General features: G+C 41.3%; 9 protein-coding genes and 1 tRNA gene. 1 reads left to right on the forward strand and 9 read right to left on the reverse strand.

Going from position 1 to position 21,436, the window contains the following annotated elements; translation table 11 throughout:
• Positions 1–28: 28 nt before the first annotated feature.
• From QM450_RS02060 to QM450_RS02085, 6 genes are all read right to left on the reverse strand, one after another.
• Entirely contained in the window at positions 29–6,799 is a 6,771-nt protein-coding gene (locus QM450_RS02060; RefSeq protein ID WP_414319518.1) for a SpGH101 family endo-alpha-N-acetylgalactosaminidase, read from the reverse strand.
• 328 nt (positions 6,800–7,127) lie between these two features.
• Positions 7,128–9,458: a DNA translocase FtsK gene (locus tag QM450_RS02065; RefSeq protein WP_414319519.1), complete on the reverse strand. Its 2,331-nt coding sequence runs from the start codon at positions 9,456–9,458 to the stop codon at positions 7,128–7,130.
• Between the two features lie 59 nt (positions 9,459–9,517).
• Entirely contained in the window at positions 9,518–10,378 is an 861-nt protein-coding gene (locus tag QM450_RS02070) for a HEAT repeat domain-containing protein (RefSeq protein WP_414319520.1), read from the reverse strand.
• A 162-nt stretch (positions 10,379–10,540) separates the two neighbouring features.
• Positions 10,541–12,496: a fructose-specific PTS transporter subunit EIIC gene (locus tag QM450_RS02075; RefSeq protein ID WP_414319521.1), complete on the reverse strand. Its 1,956-nt coding sequence runs from the start codon at positions 12,494–12,496 to the stop codon at positions 10,541–10,543.
• On the reverse strand, positions 12,493–13,404 hold the full coding sequence (pfkB, locus tag QM450_RS02080; protein ID WP_049549066.1) for a 1-phosphofructokinase: 912 nt from the start codon (positions 13,402–13,404) through the stop codon (positions 12,493–12,495). Before pfkB ends, QM450_RS02075 begins: the two co-directional genes overlap by 4 nt.
• The gene (locus tag QM450_RS02085; protein WP_075229171.1) at positions 13,401–14,141 is read right to left on the reverse strand and encodes a DeoR/GlpR family DNA-binding transcription regulator; all 741 of its coding nucleotides are present in this window, start codon (positions 14,139–14,141) and stop codon (positions 13,401–13,403) included. Before QM450_RS02085 ends, pfkB begins: the two co-directional genes overlap by 4 nt.
• A gap of 161 nt (positions 14,142–14,302) precedes the next feature.
• Here QM450_RS02085 and QM450_RS02090 point away from each other — a divergent pair.
• Positions 14,303–14,390, forward strand: a tRNA-Ser gene (locus QM450_RS02090).
• A 159-nt stretch (positions 14,391–14,549) separates the two neighbouring features.
• Here QM450_RS02090 and QM450_RS02095 read toward each other — a convergent pair.
• The 3 genes from QM450_RS02095 to QM450_RS02105 form a co-directional block, all read right to left on the reverse strand.
• Positions 14,550–15,884 (reverse strand): Nramp family divalent metal transporter, encoded by a 1,335-nt coding sequence (locus tag QM450_RS02095; RefSeq protein ID WP_049530065.1) that lies wholly within the window; start codon positions 15,882–15,884, stop codon positions 14,550–14,552.
• A gap of 447 nt (positions 15,885–16,331) precedes the next feature.
• Positions 16,332–19,508, reverse strand: coding sequence for a carbamoyl-phosphate synthase large subunit (gene carB / locus QM450_RS02100; RefSeq protein ID WP_414319522.1), 3,177 nt, complete (start codon positions 19,506–19,508; stop codon positions 16,332–16,334).
• Positions 19,509–20,339: 831 nt separating this feature from the next.
• Positions 20,340–21,419: a carbamoyl phosphate synthase small subunit gene (locus tag QM450_RS02105; RefSeq protein ID WP_000166838.1), complete on the reverse strand. Its 1,080-nt coding sequence runs from the start codon at positions 21,417–21,419 to the stop codon at positions 20,340–20,342.
• Positions 21,420–21,436: the final 17 nt, after the last annotated feature.

A 21,436-nucleotide genomic window follows, 5' to 3' on the forward strand; every position in this document is an offset into this window, starting at 1 on the left:
CATCGTTAGACGAAAACTCTCTTATTTTTTAATCTTCTTTTCTTTTGACAGCTAAGAGTGCTGCTGAAACTGCCATGCTAACACTTGCGATGAAGAGAGCTGTTTCAGAATTATGTTCACCCGTATTTGGAAGAGCATTTGAATTCACCTCTTTAGATGTATCTTTATTCTCTACTGAAAGTTTTGAATCTTCTCGATACTCTGGTTTTTCCACTACAGGCGCAGGTTGGTTACCTACTGTACCAATTTGGCCTTTGTATTCTGGAACTTCATGGATTGCGCCATCACTTCCATTCACACCTCCGGTAAACTCTGGTACTTCATGAACCGTTGCTTCTGCTCCATTTACACCACCTGTAAATTCTGGTGCTTGGCTCACAGTTGCTTCTGCTGCGTTAACTCCACCCTTGAATTCTGGAACTTCGTTTACAGCTACTTCTTCTCCTGCAGTTCCAACTAGTCCTGTATACTCTGGAACTTCTACAACTGGTGCTGGCTCATCGCCTACTGTACCTAGAACCCCTGTATATTCTGGAAGTTCTACAACCGGTGCTGGCTCATCGCCTACTGTACCTAGAACCCCTGTATATTCTGGAAGTTCTACAACCGGTGCTGGCTCATCCCCTGATGTACCGATTGGGTCTGTGTATTCTGGAACTTCATGAATAGCTGCTTCAGTACCATTTACACCACCTGTGAATTCCGGAACTTCAACGACTGGTGCTGTTTCGTCACCCTTGCTTGATGTTGGAGTTTCTGGTTTAGGATCTGGAGTTGGTTCTGGGTTCGGAGTTTGCTCTGGATCTGGAGTTGGCTGTGGATCTGGTGTCGGTTCTGGGTCCGGTGTTGGAGTAGGTGTTTCATCTTTCAATTGATTAAGATAATCTGCAAAGTATTCAAGCATTCTATTAGTCAATAGGTGATTATCAGTTGCGTATTTCATGCTAGCAACAACACTTGCCACTTCTTCTTGATTGCTCTTATCAGTCAATTTTTGAGCTTTAGCCAAGGCTGCTTCATAAGCTGTAGTATCAAGACCAGTTTCAGCAACTTGTGGACGAGCGAAAATCAATTCTGCAGCAGATTGATATCTATTGCCACCATCTCCGTAAGTTCTTGTTCCTGTTAGGACAATCTTCTTAGCTTTGATAGTCTTGCCAAAGTCGATATCTTTTGGCTTATTGTTATCAGCCCAATTGGTTGCATTGAAGGTATGTTCCTTACCTGTTTCATCCGTTACTACAAGAGTAACATCTCTCAAGTTACCATTTGAACCTGAACCACGTGGAACATAACGGAAGCCTGTGATTTCAGTTGGTTCCTTCAAGACCATGGTTGCTGGTTTGCCAACATCTCCTCCGCTCCATGATGTATGCCATAAACTTGACACGTTGCCATCAAAGGCATTTTCAAGACCTTCTTGAGCCTGAGCAGGAGCTGTAAGACTTGCAAAGTCATCTGCTACAAGAGCTGTTTTCTTCATCACTAAAGCGTCTTTAAGAGCATTGACCTTAGCAATTTCAGACTTAGCTTCTTCTACACTGATATCATCGTCTGCTTGGCTGAGGTTGAAGACTGCTTCTTTCAAAGCATCCATTGTTTCTTTGGTGTAGTTGGTCATAGCAACAGTTGGAAGATAGTTCTTGACAGCATTTTCTGTCATCATCTTACCAGTCAAGACAATTTCTTCGATTTGAAGTCTGTCCATGATGAAGTCATTGTAGCCACGGAAGTTAGCATTACCACCAGAGTCTCCGCGAGTGTTACTTGCATTACCTGTAGAGTAGATACCTACCCATGTATCGCCAGTTTCTGCACCTGTTACTAGGAAGGTTGCACGTTTCGCTTTCTTAGAATCTGTCCAAGTATTTGGCAATTCATGCACTTCCATATTGCTCGTTTGACCATATTGGAATTCTCCCTTACCGACTACAAAGGCATAAGTATTGTCAGATCCAGCTTCATAGTCAAATGTAATACGATAGGTCTTGCCTGCTTCAAAGCGGAAGTTTTGTGGAATTGTTTGGTAAACCAAGTTACGACGACTTACGAGACCATTTGTCTTGAGTGACCAATTTCCTTCGATAACATCATCAACTTTCTTGCCATTCCAATCACGTTGTGTGTATGGTCCATGTTTTTCAGACAAGTGAGTACGGTTATCTTCAACACCTTCGATACCACCGATAACAAATGGGAAGATACCTTGACCGACATTTTCAAAGTCTTGTTTGAAGACGCCTTTTGCAGTATCATGACCATCACCGTACATGTTTGAATCATTTTCAAAAGTACGGATTTCATCGAAGTAAGTTGCTTCATCTCCTGCTTCACGACTCAAGGTCAAGGTTACATTTGATACATCTGAACCTGTTGTGAAGAAGGCATACATATTTTGGAAGTAACTTGTATCATTAACAGTTGCGTTGTCACGACGTGTGTTATGAGCGTATGCTTTAACATAGTTGAGAGCGAGTGATTTGTTAGTGTAGTTGGTCACTTCTTTCTCACCAGTATTAACAGTAATGCTTGCTTTAGCATCACTTCGGTTATCCACACCGACATAGACCGCATATTTAGTATTTGGTTTCAAGCCAGTCAATTTTTGAGTGAGACTAACTTTTTCTTTATTGCCTTGGATGCGAAGCATTTGGTTGGCACCTTGAGACTTCACGATTTCAGCCTTAGATGCATCACCTGTAATCTTCCAATGGTCCAAAGATTCACTGTTAAATCCTTGGTCATAGATGTGCATTCCTTCACTCCATGACATTTCAGGATTAGTTTGTTTAGAACGATAAAGAACATAAGGTTGATTTGCTAGAAGGTCGAGTGTAATCTTACCATCTTTGACAGCCACTTCTTGTTCTTCAGTCTTACCTTGGTCTGTTAGTTTGTAAAGGTAAACTTTGCCGTTTGCCCAGTCACTAGGAAGTGTCCAATTTGTTGCACCTTTTTCAGTATTGAAGTAGTACATTTTTTCCTTGTCACCAGTAAGCTTGTTACCATTGGCATCCCAGTTCCAAGGTGTCAAGTAGGCTGAACCATCTTGAATGACACGATCATTAAGCGTAACAATTCGTTCACGGTATTGTGGGCTATTGACATCATTCGATTTACGAGTAACAACTACCTTGTTGTTGTTCTCATCAACCAATTCAACCTTCATCTCAGGTGTCCACTTGTAAGTACCACCATTGTCAGTCATGGTTACTGGTTTACCATTTTCCCATTTGCTAACAGTGAAGTGTTGGAAGTACTTGGTCATAACATCATGAGCAAACAAGTTGGTTACATAACCATTATAGTCGCTACGACCTTGCCATCCTTCAAAGTCCTTCATACTGTATCCGCCTAGAAGTGGGTAGTTTGCCGCACCTCCGTAGCTTCTGTAATCACCAACCCAAGCATCTTTTTGGTGGTTACGGATAAAGCGAGTAATCGCACTGTTGATACCTTTATTGGTATAGCCACCATAAGTCAAGTCAGCTGCCCAGTGATGGAAGGTAGAGTCATACTCACCACCATGGCCCCACTCAATTGCAAAGCGCCAACCTTGTTTGTTGATTTCTTTCGCAAGAACGTGAGTTGCCCAAGCACCGTTGTCACCTGATTGGCCGTTACCCCAAACGTCGACATAAATGAAGTCTAGACCTTCACCCAATTCTTTCTTCAATTCTTCCCAACGCGCTAAACGTCCATGAGCCAAGTCATAAGCTGCATCAATATTGATACCTTGGTCAAGCCAGTTCCAACCATAGCTATAGCTACCGTCAGCATTTTTACGTAGGATATTTTCATTGAAGTATTTTGATTCAGGATAAGTTTCTGAAGCGTTAACGTGGATACCGAGGTGGGCACCATATTTCTTAGCTTTTTCAATAAGAGCTTTAAAGTCCTCTGTTCCACCGATACGTTTACCGATATCTGCGTAGTTCAAGTGACCTGAGTCATGTCCTTCACTACCGTAACCTTTAAGGAGGACACCCTGACCAAGACCATCTGTATGGAGGTTAATCTTCTTGATACCATCCAAGGTCATAAGGAATGGGTTTTGTGCTTGTGAACCAAAGTTCATGGCGATACGGTAAGCAGTGATATTTTTTACTTTTTCCCAACCTTGAGGGTTGTTCATGATGCTACGGTATGCAATCGCACCATCTTGCCAGTCTACTTTATTATCAGCATTGGCATCTTCTGTGATGACAACTTTAGCACTTGGAAGTTCCTTAGTATATGCTGGGAAGACAATACCATTGTGAGCTTTTTCCCACTGCCATTCAGAGCTATGAATTTCAACGTAGTTAGCATTACCGATAGTATTCTTGTAAGCTGTCAAACGTGTCCAGTCGTAAGAACCACCACCGTAGCTGTTTTGTGAGTTGCTCCATACACCTGCTGCAAGCTTGTCTGTTGAAACAAATCCATACATGTAACCTTTTGCCAAATCTTTCATTGGATTTGTTACTTCGATATGGTCGTCACCACTTACGTGAGTGTTGTTTGACATGGTTGCCCCATCAAACTTAGCTCCTGCTTGGTCGCTTGATACAGATACCAAGGCATTTCCTAGGAAGCTGATTGAAGAAAGTAGTTTGCGTTCATCATCAATCTTCTGTCCTGGTGTTACTTGGTTATGGTTGACAATCTTAGTTACATCAAAGTGAAGTTGATTGTCCACCACTTGCAAACGAACGGTCATATCTGCATTGATAAGGTTTTCCGCATCACGGAGTTTCATTTCATATTCAGCAGTCGTTGCATTAATCTTCTTATAAGTAACTTCAGGAGTCACAGCGTGCTTGTTAATCACAACTTGATTAATCGGTTGCACTTGACCTGGAAGCTTGTTGCCATTTAGGACGTACTCTTTAATACGTGGGAAGGCTTGGTCGATGACTGCTTTCAATACTGTAGATTCGATAGTGTCGTATTTGACATTGCTATCATCTACTGTGTCGCCCTTTTCTTTTTCAGCGGCTTCTTGATCGTTTTTCACACCTTCTTGGTCATCAGTTTTGACATTGACAATGGTTCGTTCGCTGCTGTTATAGGTTCCAGCTTTAAGAACGATTTTCTTCTCATCTTTGAGTTTGTCATTTACTGCAGATGGCAAGGTAAGGGTGTCAAAAAGTTTGACATCATTGTTAGTTGCATTGAGCTGTCCATCTGATTTAAGACTGATGGTCAAGTGGTTGGTTGAGCCATTAACAGGAGCTGCAACACGATTACCTTGGTACCAAAGTCCACTTCCATTTGATTTGTATTCCCAGAACCATCCACCTTGGTCGTAACCTACAAAAACGTTGTTATCGGTATCTTTGAATTTCATGAAGACACCAAAGCGAGATTTACCAGTTTCAGATTCTTCTTTAAAGGTCAAATCAACTGTGGCATTTCCATTAGCATCGACTGTCAAACCATCTTTTTCAAACAAGGCTGGTTTCTTACCATTGTCATTTTGAGCAGTTGAAGCTAATTGGTTGTAACGAACTCCATTTTCTTCACGGATTGTTACTGTTCCCTGTTGGTCTTTATTTTCAACTGTTTTCCATTCTGGAGAAACTTCTTTTGATTCAGCTGGTTTATTCTCAGCAGGTTTATTTTCTGCTGGTTTGTTTTCTGCTGGCTTATTGTCAGCTGGTTTTTCTTCTTGAGGTTTGTCCTCTTTTGGTTTTTCTTCCTTGCTTTCCACTTGTTTATCGAGAGCATATAGACCAGCTGATTTCGTTGTTTCAATACCCTTGATATAGTTTTGAATCCATTCTAGCTGAGCAGGTGAGAAGAGTATACCACCACTACGTTTACCAGAGACACCATTTTGGTGGATACCAATCAATTTCCCATTTTCATCGAAAATACCGCCACCACTGGCACCTGGTTCACTTCCTTGATAGCTAATTCCACGAACACCTTCTCCGTGATTATTAATATCCTCAACGGTAGTATTCAAAATTGGATCAAGCTCTCCTTTTGGATATCCAAATACATGAACCTTATCTCCTACCTTAGTTGTTGCAGGCTTCTCAGTCACTTCAACAGGTGCATTTGCAAGAGGTGTACGAAGCTTAACAATTGCCAGATCATTTTTATATCCTTTGAGGAACCCTTCACGATCCCAGTGTTTCACATCATTCTTACTGAATTTGACGTCCGGTGCCCCTTTGTAAGAAACTGTATAGACATCTCCATCACTATCAACATTATCAGCTACCTTACGATTATTACCATCTGGAACATCTTTGATAAAGTTATGAGAAACAGATAAAACGAGATTTTCCCCAATAACGATACCACTACCAAGCCCTGCAGCACTTTTAATTTCGACAGTCGCACCGTAGTTTAATACCCCATTTTTTGTTTTAGCAACATCTTCTGGGACTAGGCTTTTATCTTCTTTTTCTAGTTCTTCTTTTGAGGCAGTGTGGCCATTTTCTTCAGCCTTATCAAGTTTTCCACGTAGTTCTTCAGGAAGAGTATCTGAAATTGCTGAGCTTGTTGCAGTTTCTTTTTCTTTTGCCAGCAATTCTTCTTCAGTCTTTGGTCCTTCAGTTACTTCAGGAGAACCTTGGTCTTCACCAGCTTTTGGCGCTTCAAAATCATGCCCTCCGTCCTCTTTAGCATTTGCAAGAGCTGCAGCCAAATCTGCCGGCATATTTGCTGTAGAACCAGTCTGAGCAGAATCTGCGAGAACAGTGCTAGTTCCAAAGAAAGCTGCACCAATCATAACAGAAGTAACCCCTAGTGAAAATTTCCGAATACTATATTTACAACTTTTTTCAAACAATCCTTTATCCATCGGTTTTTTTGTTCCTTTCAGTTTATCAAGTGAGCGTTTGCATTTTGTTTTAAAAAAATATCCTCCTCAATTTTTAAACACTTCTGGATAAGCATATAATTTTTTCTATACTAATTTAATATATCAAAAACAGCTTAAAAATCAATAGCTTAATAGGTAAAGCTAGTAAAAGTAAAATCCATTTATTGGGCAATTCTGAAACGATTTTCAGATGGCTTTATTTCTAAAGAAATCGCTATAAAAAAGGAAACTTCATCGAAAAGTTAGACCATTTTTGACTAACTTTCCAATAAAGTTTCCATGCATTTTTATACTATTTTTTCGTTTTTTATTGTTGTAAAACCTTTCGTGGCTTCGTTCCTTCTGCAGGTCCGATAACTCCAGCCATCTCTAATTCTTCCATCAAGCGAGTTGCTCGGTTAAAACCAACTGATAATCGACGTTGAATCATGGATGCGCTCGCTTTTTGAGTTTCAATGACCAGAGCCTTAGCTTCTTCAAATAGCGGATCTCCACCTTCATCTCCTGTGCCAGACTCACCTTCTGTCTCAGAAACCTCTCCGGGATCAAAGCTTTCATCATAGTCAGCATCTGCTTGAGCCTTGATAAAGCTAACAATACGCTCCACATCATCATCCGAGATAAAAGAACCTTGCAGACGAACAGGATGGTTTTCATCGATTGGTTTAAAGAGCATGTCCCCTCGGCCAAGCAATTTCTCAGCTCCATTTTCATCCAAGATAGTACGAGAGTCTGTCCCTGACGAAACTGCAAATGCGACACGAGATGGTACATTGGCCTTAATCAAACCAGAAATAACATCCACTGAAGGACGCTGCGTTGCAAGAATCATATGAATACCAGCTGCACGCGCCTTCTGTCCAAGACGGATAATAGAATCTTCTACTTCCTTGCTGGCTACCATCATCAAGTCAGCTAACTCATCGACAATCACGACGATCAAAGGTAGAGGTACTTGTTTATACTCGGATTGAACGTTAAATTCTTCAACCTTAGCATTAAAACCAGCAATATTACGAACGCCAATTTTTGCAAAGAGTTCATAGCGGTTTTCCATCTCATCAACAACCTTTTGCAATGCCTTGCTGGCCTTACGAGGGTTGGTTACGACCGGAATCAAAAGATGAGGAATATCATTATAGACTGATAGCTCAACCATCTTCGGATCCACCATCATAAACTTGACTTGGTCTGGACGCGCCTTCATGAGAATACTTGCAATGATACCATTGACTGCAACAGATTTACCAGAACCTGTCGAACCAGCCACTAGTAAGTGAGGCATTTTAGCTAGGTCAAAACTACGAGCTGTTCCGTTAACTGCTTTCCCAAGGGGAATTTCTAGCAGATTTTCAGGTTTAGTTTGTGACTGTTCCCAGAGCTCTCGGAAAGAGACGGTCGCAATTTCAGAGTTAGGCACTTCAATCCCGACTAAGGATTTCCCTGGAATTGGAGCTTCGATACGGACATCTTTCGCAGCCAAGGCCAGAGCCAAGTCATCTGCTAGATTAGAAATGCGATTGACCCGCACACCAACGGCTGGCTTGACTTCGTACTTGGTAACCGATGGACCAATCTCAGCACGTTCAACCGTTACCTTAATACCGAAACTTGCAAAGGTTTCTTCCAAAATCTTGATATTCTCGCGAACGATTTTTTTTTCCTTGGACTGGTCTTTAGGTTTATCGGGTGCAAAAAGTTGCAAGCTTGGAAGTTTGTACTCTAAAGCTTTTTTAGCAAAAAAATCTACCTCAACATCCTCATCCTCTAAGAACTCATCTTCCTCTGGAATGTCAACTTCGCTAGGAACTTCATAGTCTGCTTGAGGGAGAATAATTTCAGGTTCTACCCATTCTTCCTCTGGAAGAGGTGGTAAATCATCAAAATGAACAGGGGGCGTTTCTAAAATCTCGCCAGTTTCCATATCAACAGGAGGTATGTCCAACAAGGCTTGCTCTGCCTGTTCTTTCTCAAGTCTTTCCTGTTCCTCTGCTTCCTTACGAGCTTTTTCTTCTTCTCGTTTGATAAAACGTTCCTGTTTCTTCTGCTCGCGTCGCTCCATCCAAAGTGCAAAACGTGCTCCAAGAAAATCAGCGACATCATAGACAGACCAGGGACTAACTAGAAGAGCACCGATCAAGATTAAGATAGCTCCGATAAAGTAAGTACCAATATTTGAAAAGAGAAAGGCGACTGGAATATAAAGGGCAACACCTAGAAGTCCTCCTCCAGCAAAGCTAGTCACACGAAAGCCTGTCAAATCTGTCAAAACTTGGGCTAAAGTCCCCTTAAAGACAGACTGCTCTAAGCCATATTTCCATACAAGATAAGCTTCAAAAATCAACAATAAGCCTGAAAAAATGCAAAGAAAACCTGAGATTAGACCTTCTTGCTTCCGAATCCATTTGAAGAAAAAAAGATAGACTAGGACGACAAAGATGACCAGATAGGCCAGACTTCCTACTAGTAATCGAATAAGGTTATAAAGCGTGAGTCCAACTGCTCCTAATCTAAGAGCAGCGAACATTAAGCAAAAAGCTATGACTAAGGAAATTAACATCCTTTGGATAGCTTGCTTTCTTTCTAATTCAGCTTTTGACGGTCTCCGTCTTGTTTTACTTGTATTCTTGTTTGCCATGCTTCTATTATACCATATTTCAGAAACATCTAGAGAAATCAAAAAAATGACTGCATCTACTAGACACAATCATCTTTCGTTAATATTTCTGCAGTTTCTTTTCTGTATGATTTTTCAACAACTTGAGCTCTCTGCTTCTTTAAAAATCTGATCGCTGATTTTCTTGCTTTCTCAATCTTTTCGACTTCCAGATTCTCCACAGCAGATGTAGGTATCCATTTTTTCCAAAATAAAACTTGAACTGCTTCTATCATCAAAGCGCAAGCCTGCAAGTCCTTTTCTTCTACAATCGCCTCACCAAACAAACCCTTTGTTTTCTCTATCAAGACTTCTTTATCTACTTGATAAAAAGATAATTGCATCAAACTGCTACCAGACCAGGCACGACAAAGTGCATCTTGGTCGGTCAAGAGATGTTGTCCTAAGATTTCTATCTCACTTATTGAACCAATCCACCCTAGGGCAATGATTAGCTTTCTACGATTCGAAGCTTCTGAACTAGGTAAAAGAGAGATTAGAACAGGAAGCATTTGCTTGCAAGAAGACGCATAAAAATCTCTATGTCTTGTTTTGGAGAGGATCTTCGCTAGAAGATATACAATCAAAACGCGTTGACTCTCATCTTCCTCTTGATCGAGAATTTCCAACAGATAGTCTATTCCCTCCTGCCCATGCTGGTCAAAACTTGCTTCAAAATTCAGGTCAGTTCCTTCCTCCCAATCTTTGCAAATGAGCTCAAAATGAAAGACAATTTCTGGGCTCCTACCTAAATCAGCGATAAAATGAATTCGTTTAGAATCAGGAAAATCTTCCTCCACCAAGCTGGCATAGGTTCCTTGTAACACTTCTTTTGTAAGATTTTGGAGAGAGATCTTTGCTTTCTTTAGTTTGTCGATTCCTTCTTTTCTAGAATCACTCATGACACTTATCTCCTCTAAGATATTTGTAGAACTTCAGCATTCTATCATTTAAATTCTCTAAGATTTACCTCTATTATATCACTTTAAAGAACTGTCTCCCTAACTCCATTATCAAAAAATGACTGCCCACTTTCGTGTTCAGTCATTTGAATGTGTTTGTGATTATTTTTCTAATGGTTTGCGTAGGTAACCATAGACCACACCACTTACAATTGCTCCTACTAAGACAGAAACGAGGTAAAGAAGAGCATTTGAAGTAAGCGCGATAACGAAGATTCCTCCGTGTGGCGCCATGAGTTTGATACCAGTAAGACCAACGAGTCCACCTGCTACTGCTGAACCAAGGATGAAGCTTGGAATCGCACGAGCTGGATCAGCTGCACCAAATGGAATCGCTCCCTCAGTGATAAATGACAAGCCCATGATGATGTTTGTCAAACCAGAGTTGCGTTCTTCCTTAGTAAATTTATCTTTGAAAAGAAGAGTTGCGACAAAGATTGCAAGTGGTGGCACCATTCCTCCAGCCATAACTGCTGCCATAGCTACTGAACCACCTGTTGCCACTGTTGCTGCAAGGGTACCCGTACCAAAGACGTAGGCTGCTTTATTGACAGGTCCACCCATATCGACAGCCATCATTCCTCCAAGAACGACTCCAAGAAGGACAGCTGATCCACCTTCAAGACCACCAAGGAAGTTGTTCATACCAGTGTTGATTGCGGCCATTGGGATATTAACAGCTAGCATGACAAAGCCTGTCAAGATTGTTCCAAAAAGTGGTAAGAGAAGGATTGATTTAGCACCTTCAAGTGAGCGAGGAACCTTCACGTATTTCTTAACCAAGAGTACCAAGGCACCTGCGATAAATCCACCTACGAGGGCTCCAAGGAAACCTGATGATACTCCTGCAAGAGCTGAAGTTGCCTCACCACCCTGAGCGTAAGGGATTTTACCAAAGGCATAACCTTCTTTAGCGATGGCACCAGCTACGAAACCGGCTACCAAACCTGGTTTTTCAGCGATTGAGTAAGCAACATATCCTGCAAATACTGGAAGCATCAAACCAAAGGCTGATCCACCGATTTTCATGAACATAGAAGCGAGTTCATGGTAAGAACCAAGATTTCCAAGGCTCTCATTTGGAACCCCCAAAGCACCATCAATCAAGAAGGCGAGGGCAATCATGATACCACCACCGATAACGAATGGCAACATTTGTGATACACCACTCATCAAGTGTTTGTAGAAGGCACCACCTAGACTTTGTTTTTCATTAGATGCTGTTGAAGCTTGCGCTCCATTAGCAGCTCGGTAGACTTCAGCATTACCAGAAAGAGCCAAGTTGATCAACTCTTCTGTCTTACGAATACCATCTGCAACTGGACGATTTACCAATGGTTTGCCATCGAAACGATCCATTTCAACTGCCTTATCTGCAGCGATGATAACAGCTTTAGCCTTACGAATATCTTCTGATGTCAATTTGTTACCAACACCGCTAGCACCATTGGTTTCAACCTTGATACCGACACCCATTTCCGCGGCCACTTTTTGAAGAGCTTCTTGTGCCATGTATGTGTGGGCAATTCCTGTTGTACAAGCTGTAACTGCTACGATAAAGTCACCAGATTCATTCGCAGGAGCTTGTACTGGCTCTTGAGCTTTTTCTGAAGCTTGGTTAAAGAGGTCAATAACTTGATCAGCTGATGTTACTTGACGAAGTTTGTCAGCAAAGCCGTCTTTCATCAAGTATTGAGACAATTCTGCCAAGGCAGCCAAGTGAGTATCATTGGCACCTTCTGGAGCCGCAATCATAAAGAAGAGGTCAGTTGGTTGTCCATCTAAACTTTCGTAGTCAACACTATTGTTTGATTTAGCAAAGAGAACAGTCGCTTCCTTAACAGCAGCATTTTTACTGTGTGGCATTGCAATACCATCACCCAAACCTGTAGAAGTCAAAGCTTCACGCGCTAAGATTCCTTCTTTAAAAGTTTCAAAATCTGACACGTATCCGTGTTCAACCAAGCTATGAATCATTTCTTCGATAGCTGCTGTTTTTTCAGTTGCTTGCAAATCAAGCAACATGACATCTTTTCTCAATAAATCCTGAATTTTCATCTTTTTTCTACCTCAACTTTTTCATAAGTTTCTTTAATAAATGCTGCAGTTGCCAAGTCATCTGAGAAGGTGGTTGCTGTTCCACATGCCACTCCCCACTTGAAGGCTTCTACTGCGTCTTTTGATTTGACAAACTCACCAGTAAATCCAGCAACCATCGAGTCACCAGCACCAACTGAGTTTTTCACTGTTCCCTTGATCGGTTTAGCAAAGTATGCTCCATCTGATGTTACCAAAAGGGCACCATCACCAGCCATAGAGATAATAACGTTTTGAGCACCTTTAGCCAGCAACTCACGAGCGTATTTCTCTATCTCATCTAAGCTTTCAAGCTTGACTCCAAAGATAGCTCCCAGTTCATGATTATTTGGTTTGACCAAAAGAGGTTGATAATCCAAACTATCGATTAAGGTCTGACCTTCAAAGTCACAGACCACTTGAGCGCCTGTCTGACGAGTCAAGGCAATCAAATCCTTGTAAATAACATTGCCTAAGTTTTTTGCACTCGAACCCGCAAAGACAACTGTATCTTCTGCTGTTAAACTTGAAAGAATAGCTTTTAACTCTTCAAGTTGTTCAGCTTCAACAGTAGGACCAGTCCCATTGATTTCTGTTTCTTGATCAGCTTTAATTTTAACGTTGATCCTCGTATCTTCTGCTACTTGGACAAAGCGTGTTTCAATATGCTCTTCAGCCAAAGTATCAGTGATAAATTTACCTGTAAAGCCACCGATGAAGCCTGTCGCAGTATTTGGAATATCCAAGCGTTTCAAGACACGGCTAACATTGATTCCCTTACCACCAGCAAACTTATCATCACTGTCCATACGATTGACACTACCAACTTCCACTTTATCCAGACGGACAATGTAGTCAATAGATGGATTTAGTGTGACTGTATAAATCATACTTCGATAACCTCCGTTTTCTCTTTGATAGCTGACAAGAGTTCGTGACCCTTGCTTGTAATGACAATAGCTCGTTTTATAGGGGCGACCTTAGCGAAACAAGACTGACCAACCTTAGACGAATCCGCCAAGACATAGGTTTGTTTGGCATTTTCTAGAATAGCACGCTTAACAGCTCCCTCCTCCATATCTGGAGTTGTATAATAACCTTCATCCACACCGTTCATTCCGATAAAGGCACGGTCAAAGTGAAGCTGGTTAATCTGATTAAGCGCGACACCACCGATGCTGGCATCAGTCGTCATTTTAACCCCACCGCCAATAATAACTGTCGGGATTTGCTTATCCACTAATTGAACCGCATGGTGAATGGAGTTAGTCACAACAGTAATGTCTTTTCGCTCCAATTCCTTAATGAGAAAGGCTGTTGTACTTCCTGCATCCACAAAGATAACATCTTTTTCTTTGATGAGGGAAGCTGCCTTTTGCGCAATCAATTTTTTCTCTTGAAGGTTTTTGACAGATTTTTCTTGAATGGTTTCTTCTTCTTGCAAGGAGTGTGGCAACTCTGCTCCTCCATGAACTCGGCGAAGTTTATTTTCCGATTCCAATTCATCTAAATCTCGTCTAACCGTTGATTCTGACGTATCTAACAAACCTACTAATTTCTCTAAAGTAACGACTTTATGTTTGCCCAGCTCCTCTAAAATCAACTTTTTTCTCTCAGTTTTTAGCACTTACTCACCTCCTGTTAACGATTACAATAATCATTCTATCACAAAAAAAATCAAAGTCAAGCACTTTTTATCATTTTCTTTCATTTTCTATCATTTTGCCAATTGTTTGAATTTTATTTGCAAGATACTTGCCTTTATGATAAACTATTTTAGTAAGTATTGGAAGATTACTCAAGAGGCTTAAGAGGCCGTGTTGGAAACGCGGTAGGCGTGTGAAAGCGTGCGTGGGTTCGAATCCCATGTCTTCCGTAGCTATAGTGTGGCTGCATCTTGATGCAGCTTTTTATAATGTGTTTTTCATCTAAGATGAGAATTCCAAAAAATCACCCAAGATTCAACTCTTGGGTGATTTTTTTCTTCAATTTTAATCATCAAAATGATATTTTTTCTACTTCATCTCAGATGCTCTTAAAAAATATCAAATAGCAATTTCACATTGAGAACAGTTAAGATAATGGAAACAATATAACCAAGGATAGTATTCCACTTGGCATTGGTAAATTCTCCCATCAGTGACTTCTTAGAAGTTAGATAAATCAAAGGAAAGATTGAAAATGGAAGGGCGATTGAAAGAAAGACCTGTGAATAAACCAATAACTGATCCAAGGTTTTTTCTTGATGACCAAACAGAACCGCTACTATCATAACAGGCAGTAAGGCAAAGAGACGAGTCGCCAAACGAATGAACCACTGAGGCAATCGCATATGCAAGAAACCTTCCATAACGATTTGTCCTGTCAAGGTACCTGTAATTGTCGAATTTTGACCACTGGCTAAGAGAGCCAAAGCAAACAAGGTTGATAAGGTTGAGCTAGCTATAGCACCCGCAATAGTAGAATCCTGCAAGGCATTATACATTTGAGAGAAGGCAGAAATCTCGGATGCATGGCCGAAAAAGAGAGCCGCCCCTAAGATTAAAAGAAGGGAGTTAACGATAAAGGCCAAGGACAGTTGAAGATTAGAATCCCAGGTCATAAAGCGCACGGCTTTTCGAACATCATTCTTGTCCTTGTGATTGATTTTCCGAGTCTGAGACAAGGAAGAATGCAAATAGAGGTTGTGGGGCATCACTGTTGCACCCACGATACCTAACGCCAAGGTTAATTGACTTTCATGCCCAGGCAAAGGACTCTCAAATAAGGTTGCATTTGGCAGATAACCTTCAACGATTCCTTGGAAGCTTGGATGTGACAAAGCTACTAGGTAAGTAAAGATTGCTAAGATCGTTAAAATTAGCGTGGTCACGATAGCTTCTATCTTCTTAAAGCCAAACTTCATCAGGAGCAATAAGAGAAAGACATCTAAAACTGTCAAGAGGATGGCTATCATAATCGGAATTTTAAAGAGAAGATTGAGGGCAATGGCTGAACCTAGAACTTCTGCCAAATCTGTCGCCATCAAGGCCAACTCCAAAATCACCCATAGACTATAACGAAGCCATTTAGGTGAATGATGAGCTGTTGCTTGAGCCAGGTCCATCTGAGTTACAATTCCAAGCTTTCCAGCCATCTGCTGAAGCTGCATAGCAATGAGTGATGAAATCAAGATGACAAATAAGAGACTGTACTTATAGGATGCACCTCCAACCACACTGGTTATCCAGTTTCCTGGATCCATATACCCTACAGCCACAAGGGCACCTGGACCCAAGAAGGCCTTTAAATTTTGCCAGAAATGATTATTATTTGGAGTATCGATAGATTGATTAATCTCAGAGAGTGAAACTTTTTTATGAGACGACATAGATACTTACCTCTTTCTAAACCTACTTTTTCATTATTTTCTATTAGAGAAAAATAAGATTGACTTTAAACTATTAAAACAATGAAAACTATATGAAAAACATTTAGTTTTTTCATTATTTTTCTTAAGGCACCTTAATATTTTTCTTAAGGCACCTTAATTATAACACAAAAAATGAAAACTATATGAAAAACATTTAGTTTTTTCATTATTTTTCTTAAGGCACCTTAATTATAAAAAATATGATAAAAACTTAAGAAAATTCAACAAAATTTTAGGGAAAGTCAGAATAAGTCTACTCATTAACGATAATGATAAATCTATTGATAAACTTTGACATTTAATAGTGAACTGTAACTATTATTTCTAACTTGATTTCTCTATAAAAGAGGAAAAACCAGCGTCTTTTGACGCTGGTTAATAATTTATTCTCAAATAAAGCAGAGCCTAAATGGCTTCTGTGACAAAACTTCTACTTTCAAGTACCTTAAGCATGGCATCTGCTGTATCCAAGGCTGTAAAGAGTGGAACTCCATGTTCAATGGCTGAACGGCGGATTTGCTCACCGTCCTCGTCTGCTGTACGTTTTGTTCCAACGGTATTGACGATGGCTTGAATTTTCCCTTTGCGTACAAAGCTCGGAATATCCTTTTCATCATCACCAATTTTCCCTACCAATTGGGCCTTAAGACCATGATTTTCAAAGAAGGATGCTGTTCCTTGAGTTGCCAAAATCCCGTATCCAATCTCTTGGAAACGACGAGCCAATCCCAAAGATTCTTCCTTGGCATCATCAGCGATGGTAAAGACAACATTCCCAAAGGTTGGCAAGTGAAGATAAGAAGCTTCAAAGGCCTTGTAGAGGGCTTTTTCAAGAGTGGTATCAGAACCCATGACCTCGCCTGTTGACTTCATTTCAGGACCGAGGAGGCTGTCTACCTTAGCTAGCTTGGTAAAGGAGAAGACAGGTGCCTTGATATGAACACGGGTGCTTTCAGGGTAAAGTCCATCTTGGTAGCCAAGTTCTTCAAGTTTTTGACCAAGAATGAGCTTGGTTGCTACTTGAGCCATAGGGATATTGGTCACTTTAGAAAGAAATGGAACCGTACGGCTGGCACGTGGATTGACCTCAATAACGTAGACTTTTTCATCCTTGATGACAAACTGAATGTTCATCATACCAAGACAGTTAAGGCCGATTGCTAGGCGTTTTGTGTAGTCTGCGATAGTTTCTTGCACCTTTTGAGACAAGGTTTGTGGAGGATAAACAGCCATGGAGTCACCTGAGTGGACGCCTGCGCGTTCGATATGCTCCATGATACCTGGGATGAGGACATTTTGTCCATCTGAGATAGCATCTACTTCACACTCTTGACCGACGATATAAGAGTCTACAAGAACTGGATGATCTGGACTTGCCTTAACGGCTGTGCGCATGTAAGAACGGAGATCTTCTTCGTTTTCTACAATTTCCATAGCACGTCCACCCAAGACATAAGAAGGACGAACAAGGACTGGGAAACCAATCTTGCGGGCTGCAAGTACTGCTTCTTCTTCGTTTGTAGCAGTCTGTCCAGGTGGCTGTGGAATATCCAAGTCTTTGAGAGCTTGTTCGAAGAGGTCACGGTCTTCGGCACGGTCTAGGTCAGCAACTTGCGTACCAAGGATAGTCACACCTGCTTTTGCCAGTGGTTCAGCTAGGTTGATGGCTGTTTGACCACCAAACTGAACGATAACCCCTTTTGGTTGCTCCAAGTCAATGACATTCATAACATCTTCGAATGTCAATGGCTCAAAGTAAAGTTTATCTGATACAGAGAAGTCTGTAGAAACGGTCTCTGGGTTTGAGTTCATGATGATGGCTTCGTAGCCAGCAGCCTGGATAGCCTTAACCGAGTGAACAGTTGCGTAGTCAAACTCAACCCCTTGACCGATACGGATTGGACCAGAACCTAGGACAAGTACAGATTCCTTATCAGACTTGATAGACTCATTTTCCCATCCATATGTTGAGTAGAAGTAAGGAGTTTCTGATTCAAATTCTGCGGCACAAGTATCTACCATCTTGTAAACTGGGACAATCTTGTTTTCTAAACGAAGTTGGCGAACTTGATCAGCTGTCGTTTCCCAAAGTTCTGCGATTTTACGATCTGAGAAACCATTCAATTTTGCAGTTTTCAAAACTTCAAGATCTTGTGGATATGAGCCCAATTCTTGCTCAATCTCAAAAATATGTAAGAGTTTATCCAGATAGAAGATATCGATTTTTGTAAGCTCAGCAATTTCTTCTGGTGTGTAACCACGGCGAATAGCTTCTGACACATAGAAGAGACGGTCATCTTGGGCTTTGACAACTTTTTCAATCAAGGCATCATCTGAAACATCTGCAAGTTCAGGCATTTCATTATGATGCACCCCAATTTCAAGGGAGCGACAAGCCTTAAGAAGAGATTCCTCGATGTTACGACCAATAGCCATAACTTCACCAGTTGCCTTCATTTGGGTACCCAGACGACGCTCCCCTTTTTCAAACTTGTCAAATGGGAAACGTGGAATCTTAGCCACCACATAGTCAAGGGCTGGCTCAAACATGGCATAGGTTGAACCTGTAACTGGGTTAATGACCTCATCCAAGGTCAATCCTACTGCGATCTTTGCAGCCAATTTTGCAATTGGATACCCCGTAGCCTTAGAAGCAAGGGCTGAAGAACGAGATACACGAGGGTTTACTTCGATGACATAGTACTTAAAGCTGTGTGGATCGAGGGCCAACTGAACGTTACATCCACCTTCAATCTTGAGAGCGCGGATGATGCTCAAACTTGCATCACGAAGCATTTGGTTTTCATAGTCTGACATAGTCTGCGCTGGGGCAAATACAATGGAATCTCCTGTATGAATTCCGACTGGGTCAAAGTTTTCCATGTTACAAACAACCAAAGCATTGTCAGCTGAGTCACGCATGACTTCGTATTCAATTTCCTTAAAGCCAGCGATTGAACGTTCAATCAAACACTGGGTAACAGGTGACAACTTCAAGCCATTTTCAGCAATTTCACGTAGTTCTTCCTCGTTGGCACACATACCACCACCAGTACCACCTAGAGTAAAGGCTGGGCGGACGATAACTGGGTAGCCAATAGTTGCTGCAAAGGAAACTGCTTCTTCAACCGTATTTACAATTTCTGATTCTGGAATCGGTTGCTTGAGTTCTTCCATCAATTGTTTAAAGAGATCGCGGTCCTCTGCTTGGTCGATGGCAGACAATTTGGTACCAAGAAGTTCTACTCCGAGCTCATCCAAGATACCATTTTTAGACAATTCCATAGCCATATTAAGACCTGTTTGACCTCCAAGTGTTGGAAGCAAGGCATCTGGACGTTCCTTACGGAGAATACGCGTTACAAACTCAAGTGTGATCGGCTCAATGTAAACCTTGTCCGCAATCTCCTTGTCCGTCATGATAGTCGCAGGGTTTGAGTTTACCAAGACAACCTCATACCCTTCCTCTTTCAAAGACAAGCAGGCCTGGGTCCCAGCATAATCAAACTCAGCAGCCTGACCAATAATAATCGGACCAGAACCAATCACCATAATTTTTTGAATATCAGTACGTTTAGGCATTTATAAGATATTAAGGGCGTCAAGCGGACAAAGCTAAAATAGGAGTTATGACGAAGAACTGTCAGTTCTAGGAATAACTATCTTTTTAGCACCGTCCGTAGCCCGTATTCAGTTTAGCAAATACGGACCACCCTTCTCCTTTCTATTCGGCAACTCTCTGATTGCCATTAAATAAATTCTCCGACGATTTTTTAACGAAACGATAATTTTCGGTAAAAAATCTAGTGCAGGGAGTTTTTAGTTCGCCTGATGGCGACTAAAAGAAACGACCTGCCTTTCTATTCGTCGCCTCACAGAGCGACATTAAATAAATTCTCCGACGATTTTTTAACGAAACGATATTTTTCGGTAAAAAATCTAGTGCAGGGAGTTTTTAGTTCGCCTGATAGCGACTAAAAGAAACGACCTGCCTTTCTATTCGTCGCCTCACAGGGCGACATTAAATAAGATGCAAAGGACGAATAGAAAGCGATTGAATTTTAGGAAACCAAAGAAGGATTGACAATCCGAGTTGGGTTCTCTAAATTCCGAGCTTTCCGTCCGTGTTCAGTTAAATAAATTCTCCGACGATTTTTTAGCGAAACGATACTTTTCGGTAAAAAATCTAGTGCAGGGAGTTTTTAGTTCGCCTGATAGCGACTAAAAGAAACAACCTGCCTTTCTATTCGGCAACTCTCTGGTTGCCATTAAATAAGATACAAAGGACGAATAGAAAGCGATTGAATTTTAGGAAACCAAGGAAGGATTGACAATCCGAGTTGGGTTCTCTAAATTCCGAGCTTTCCGTCCGTGTTCAGTTGCATAAAGTCTCCGACGATTTCACACTCGTCTTTAGTTTGCTTGTTTGAAAGCTTCCATCATCTCGATGAACTCGTCAAATAGATAACTTGCATCGTGCGGACCTGGTGCAGCATCTGGGTGGAATTGCACAGAGAAACCTGGTTGGTATCTGTGACGTACACCTTCAACTGACTTGTCATTGATTTCTTCATGAGTAATCATCAAATGGTCTGGAAAATCTTCACGACTTACTGCATATCCATGGTTTTGACTCGTGAAGTCCACGCGCCCTGTTGCAATTTCGCGTACAGCGTGGTTAAATCCACGGTGACCAAATTTCATCTTATAGGTCTTGGCACCATTTGCCATCGCAAAGAGCTGGTGCCCCATACAAATACCAAAGATTGGAATTTTCCCGAGAATACCACGAATCATATCGAGTGCTTCTGGAACATCTTCTGGATTTCCCGGTCCATTTGACAACATAACTCCGTCTGGATTCAAGTGAAGGATTTCCTCTGCTGTTGTAGTATAAGGAACGACCGTTACATTACAATCTCTCTTAGACAACTCTCTTAAGATTGAATGCTTGAGACCAAAGTCTACAAGTACCACGCTTAAACCTACTCCTGGAGCTGGGTAAGCAGTTTTTGTAGAAACCTGTTTGATATTATCTATTGGTAGAACAGTTGCTTGAAGCTGATCTGTGATGTGATCGATACTATCTCCCACATGTGTCAGAGTCGCTCTCATAGTCCCATGTTTGCGAATGATTTTTGTCAAAGCACGTGTATCAATACCTGAAATACCAGGGATTTTCTTAGACTTCAAAAATTCATCCAGTGTCATCTGGTTTCGCCAGTTGCTGGCTCTACGAGCTTCTTCAAATACTACTACACCTTTACAGGTTGGACTGATAGACTCGTAGTCATCACGGTTAATCCCATAATTCCCAACCAAGGGATAGGTAAAGGTTAGGATTTGTCCATTGTAAGACTGATCTGTAATGGATTCTTGGTAGCCAGTCATCCCGGTATTAAAGACAATTTCACCAGTTACATCGATGTCAGCCCCAAAGGCTTTTCCTTCAAAAATTGTTCCATCTTCTAAAACTAGAAGTCGTTTAGTCATAAATTCACCTCTCGTGG

Origin of the sequence: Streptococcus infantis (assembly GCF_047464615.1) — a bacterium.
GTDB classification, from domain to species: domain Bacteria; phylum Bacillota; class Bacilli; order Lactobacillales; family Streptococcaceae; genus Streptococcus; species Streptococcus infantis_Y.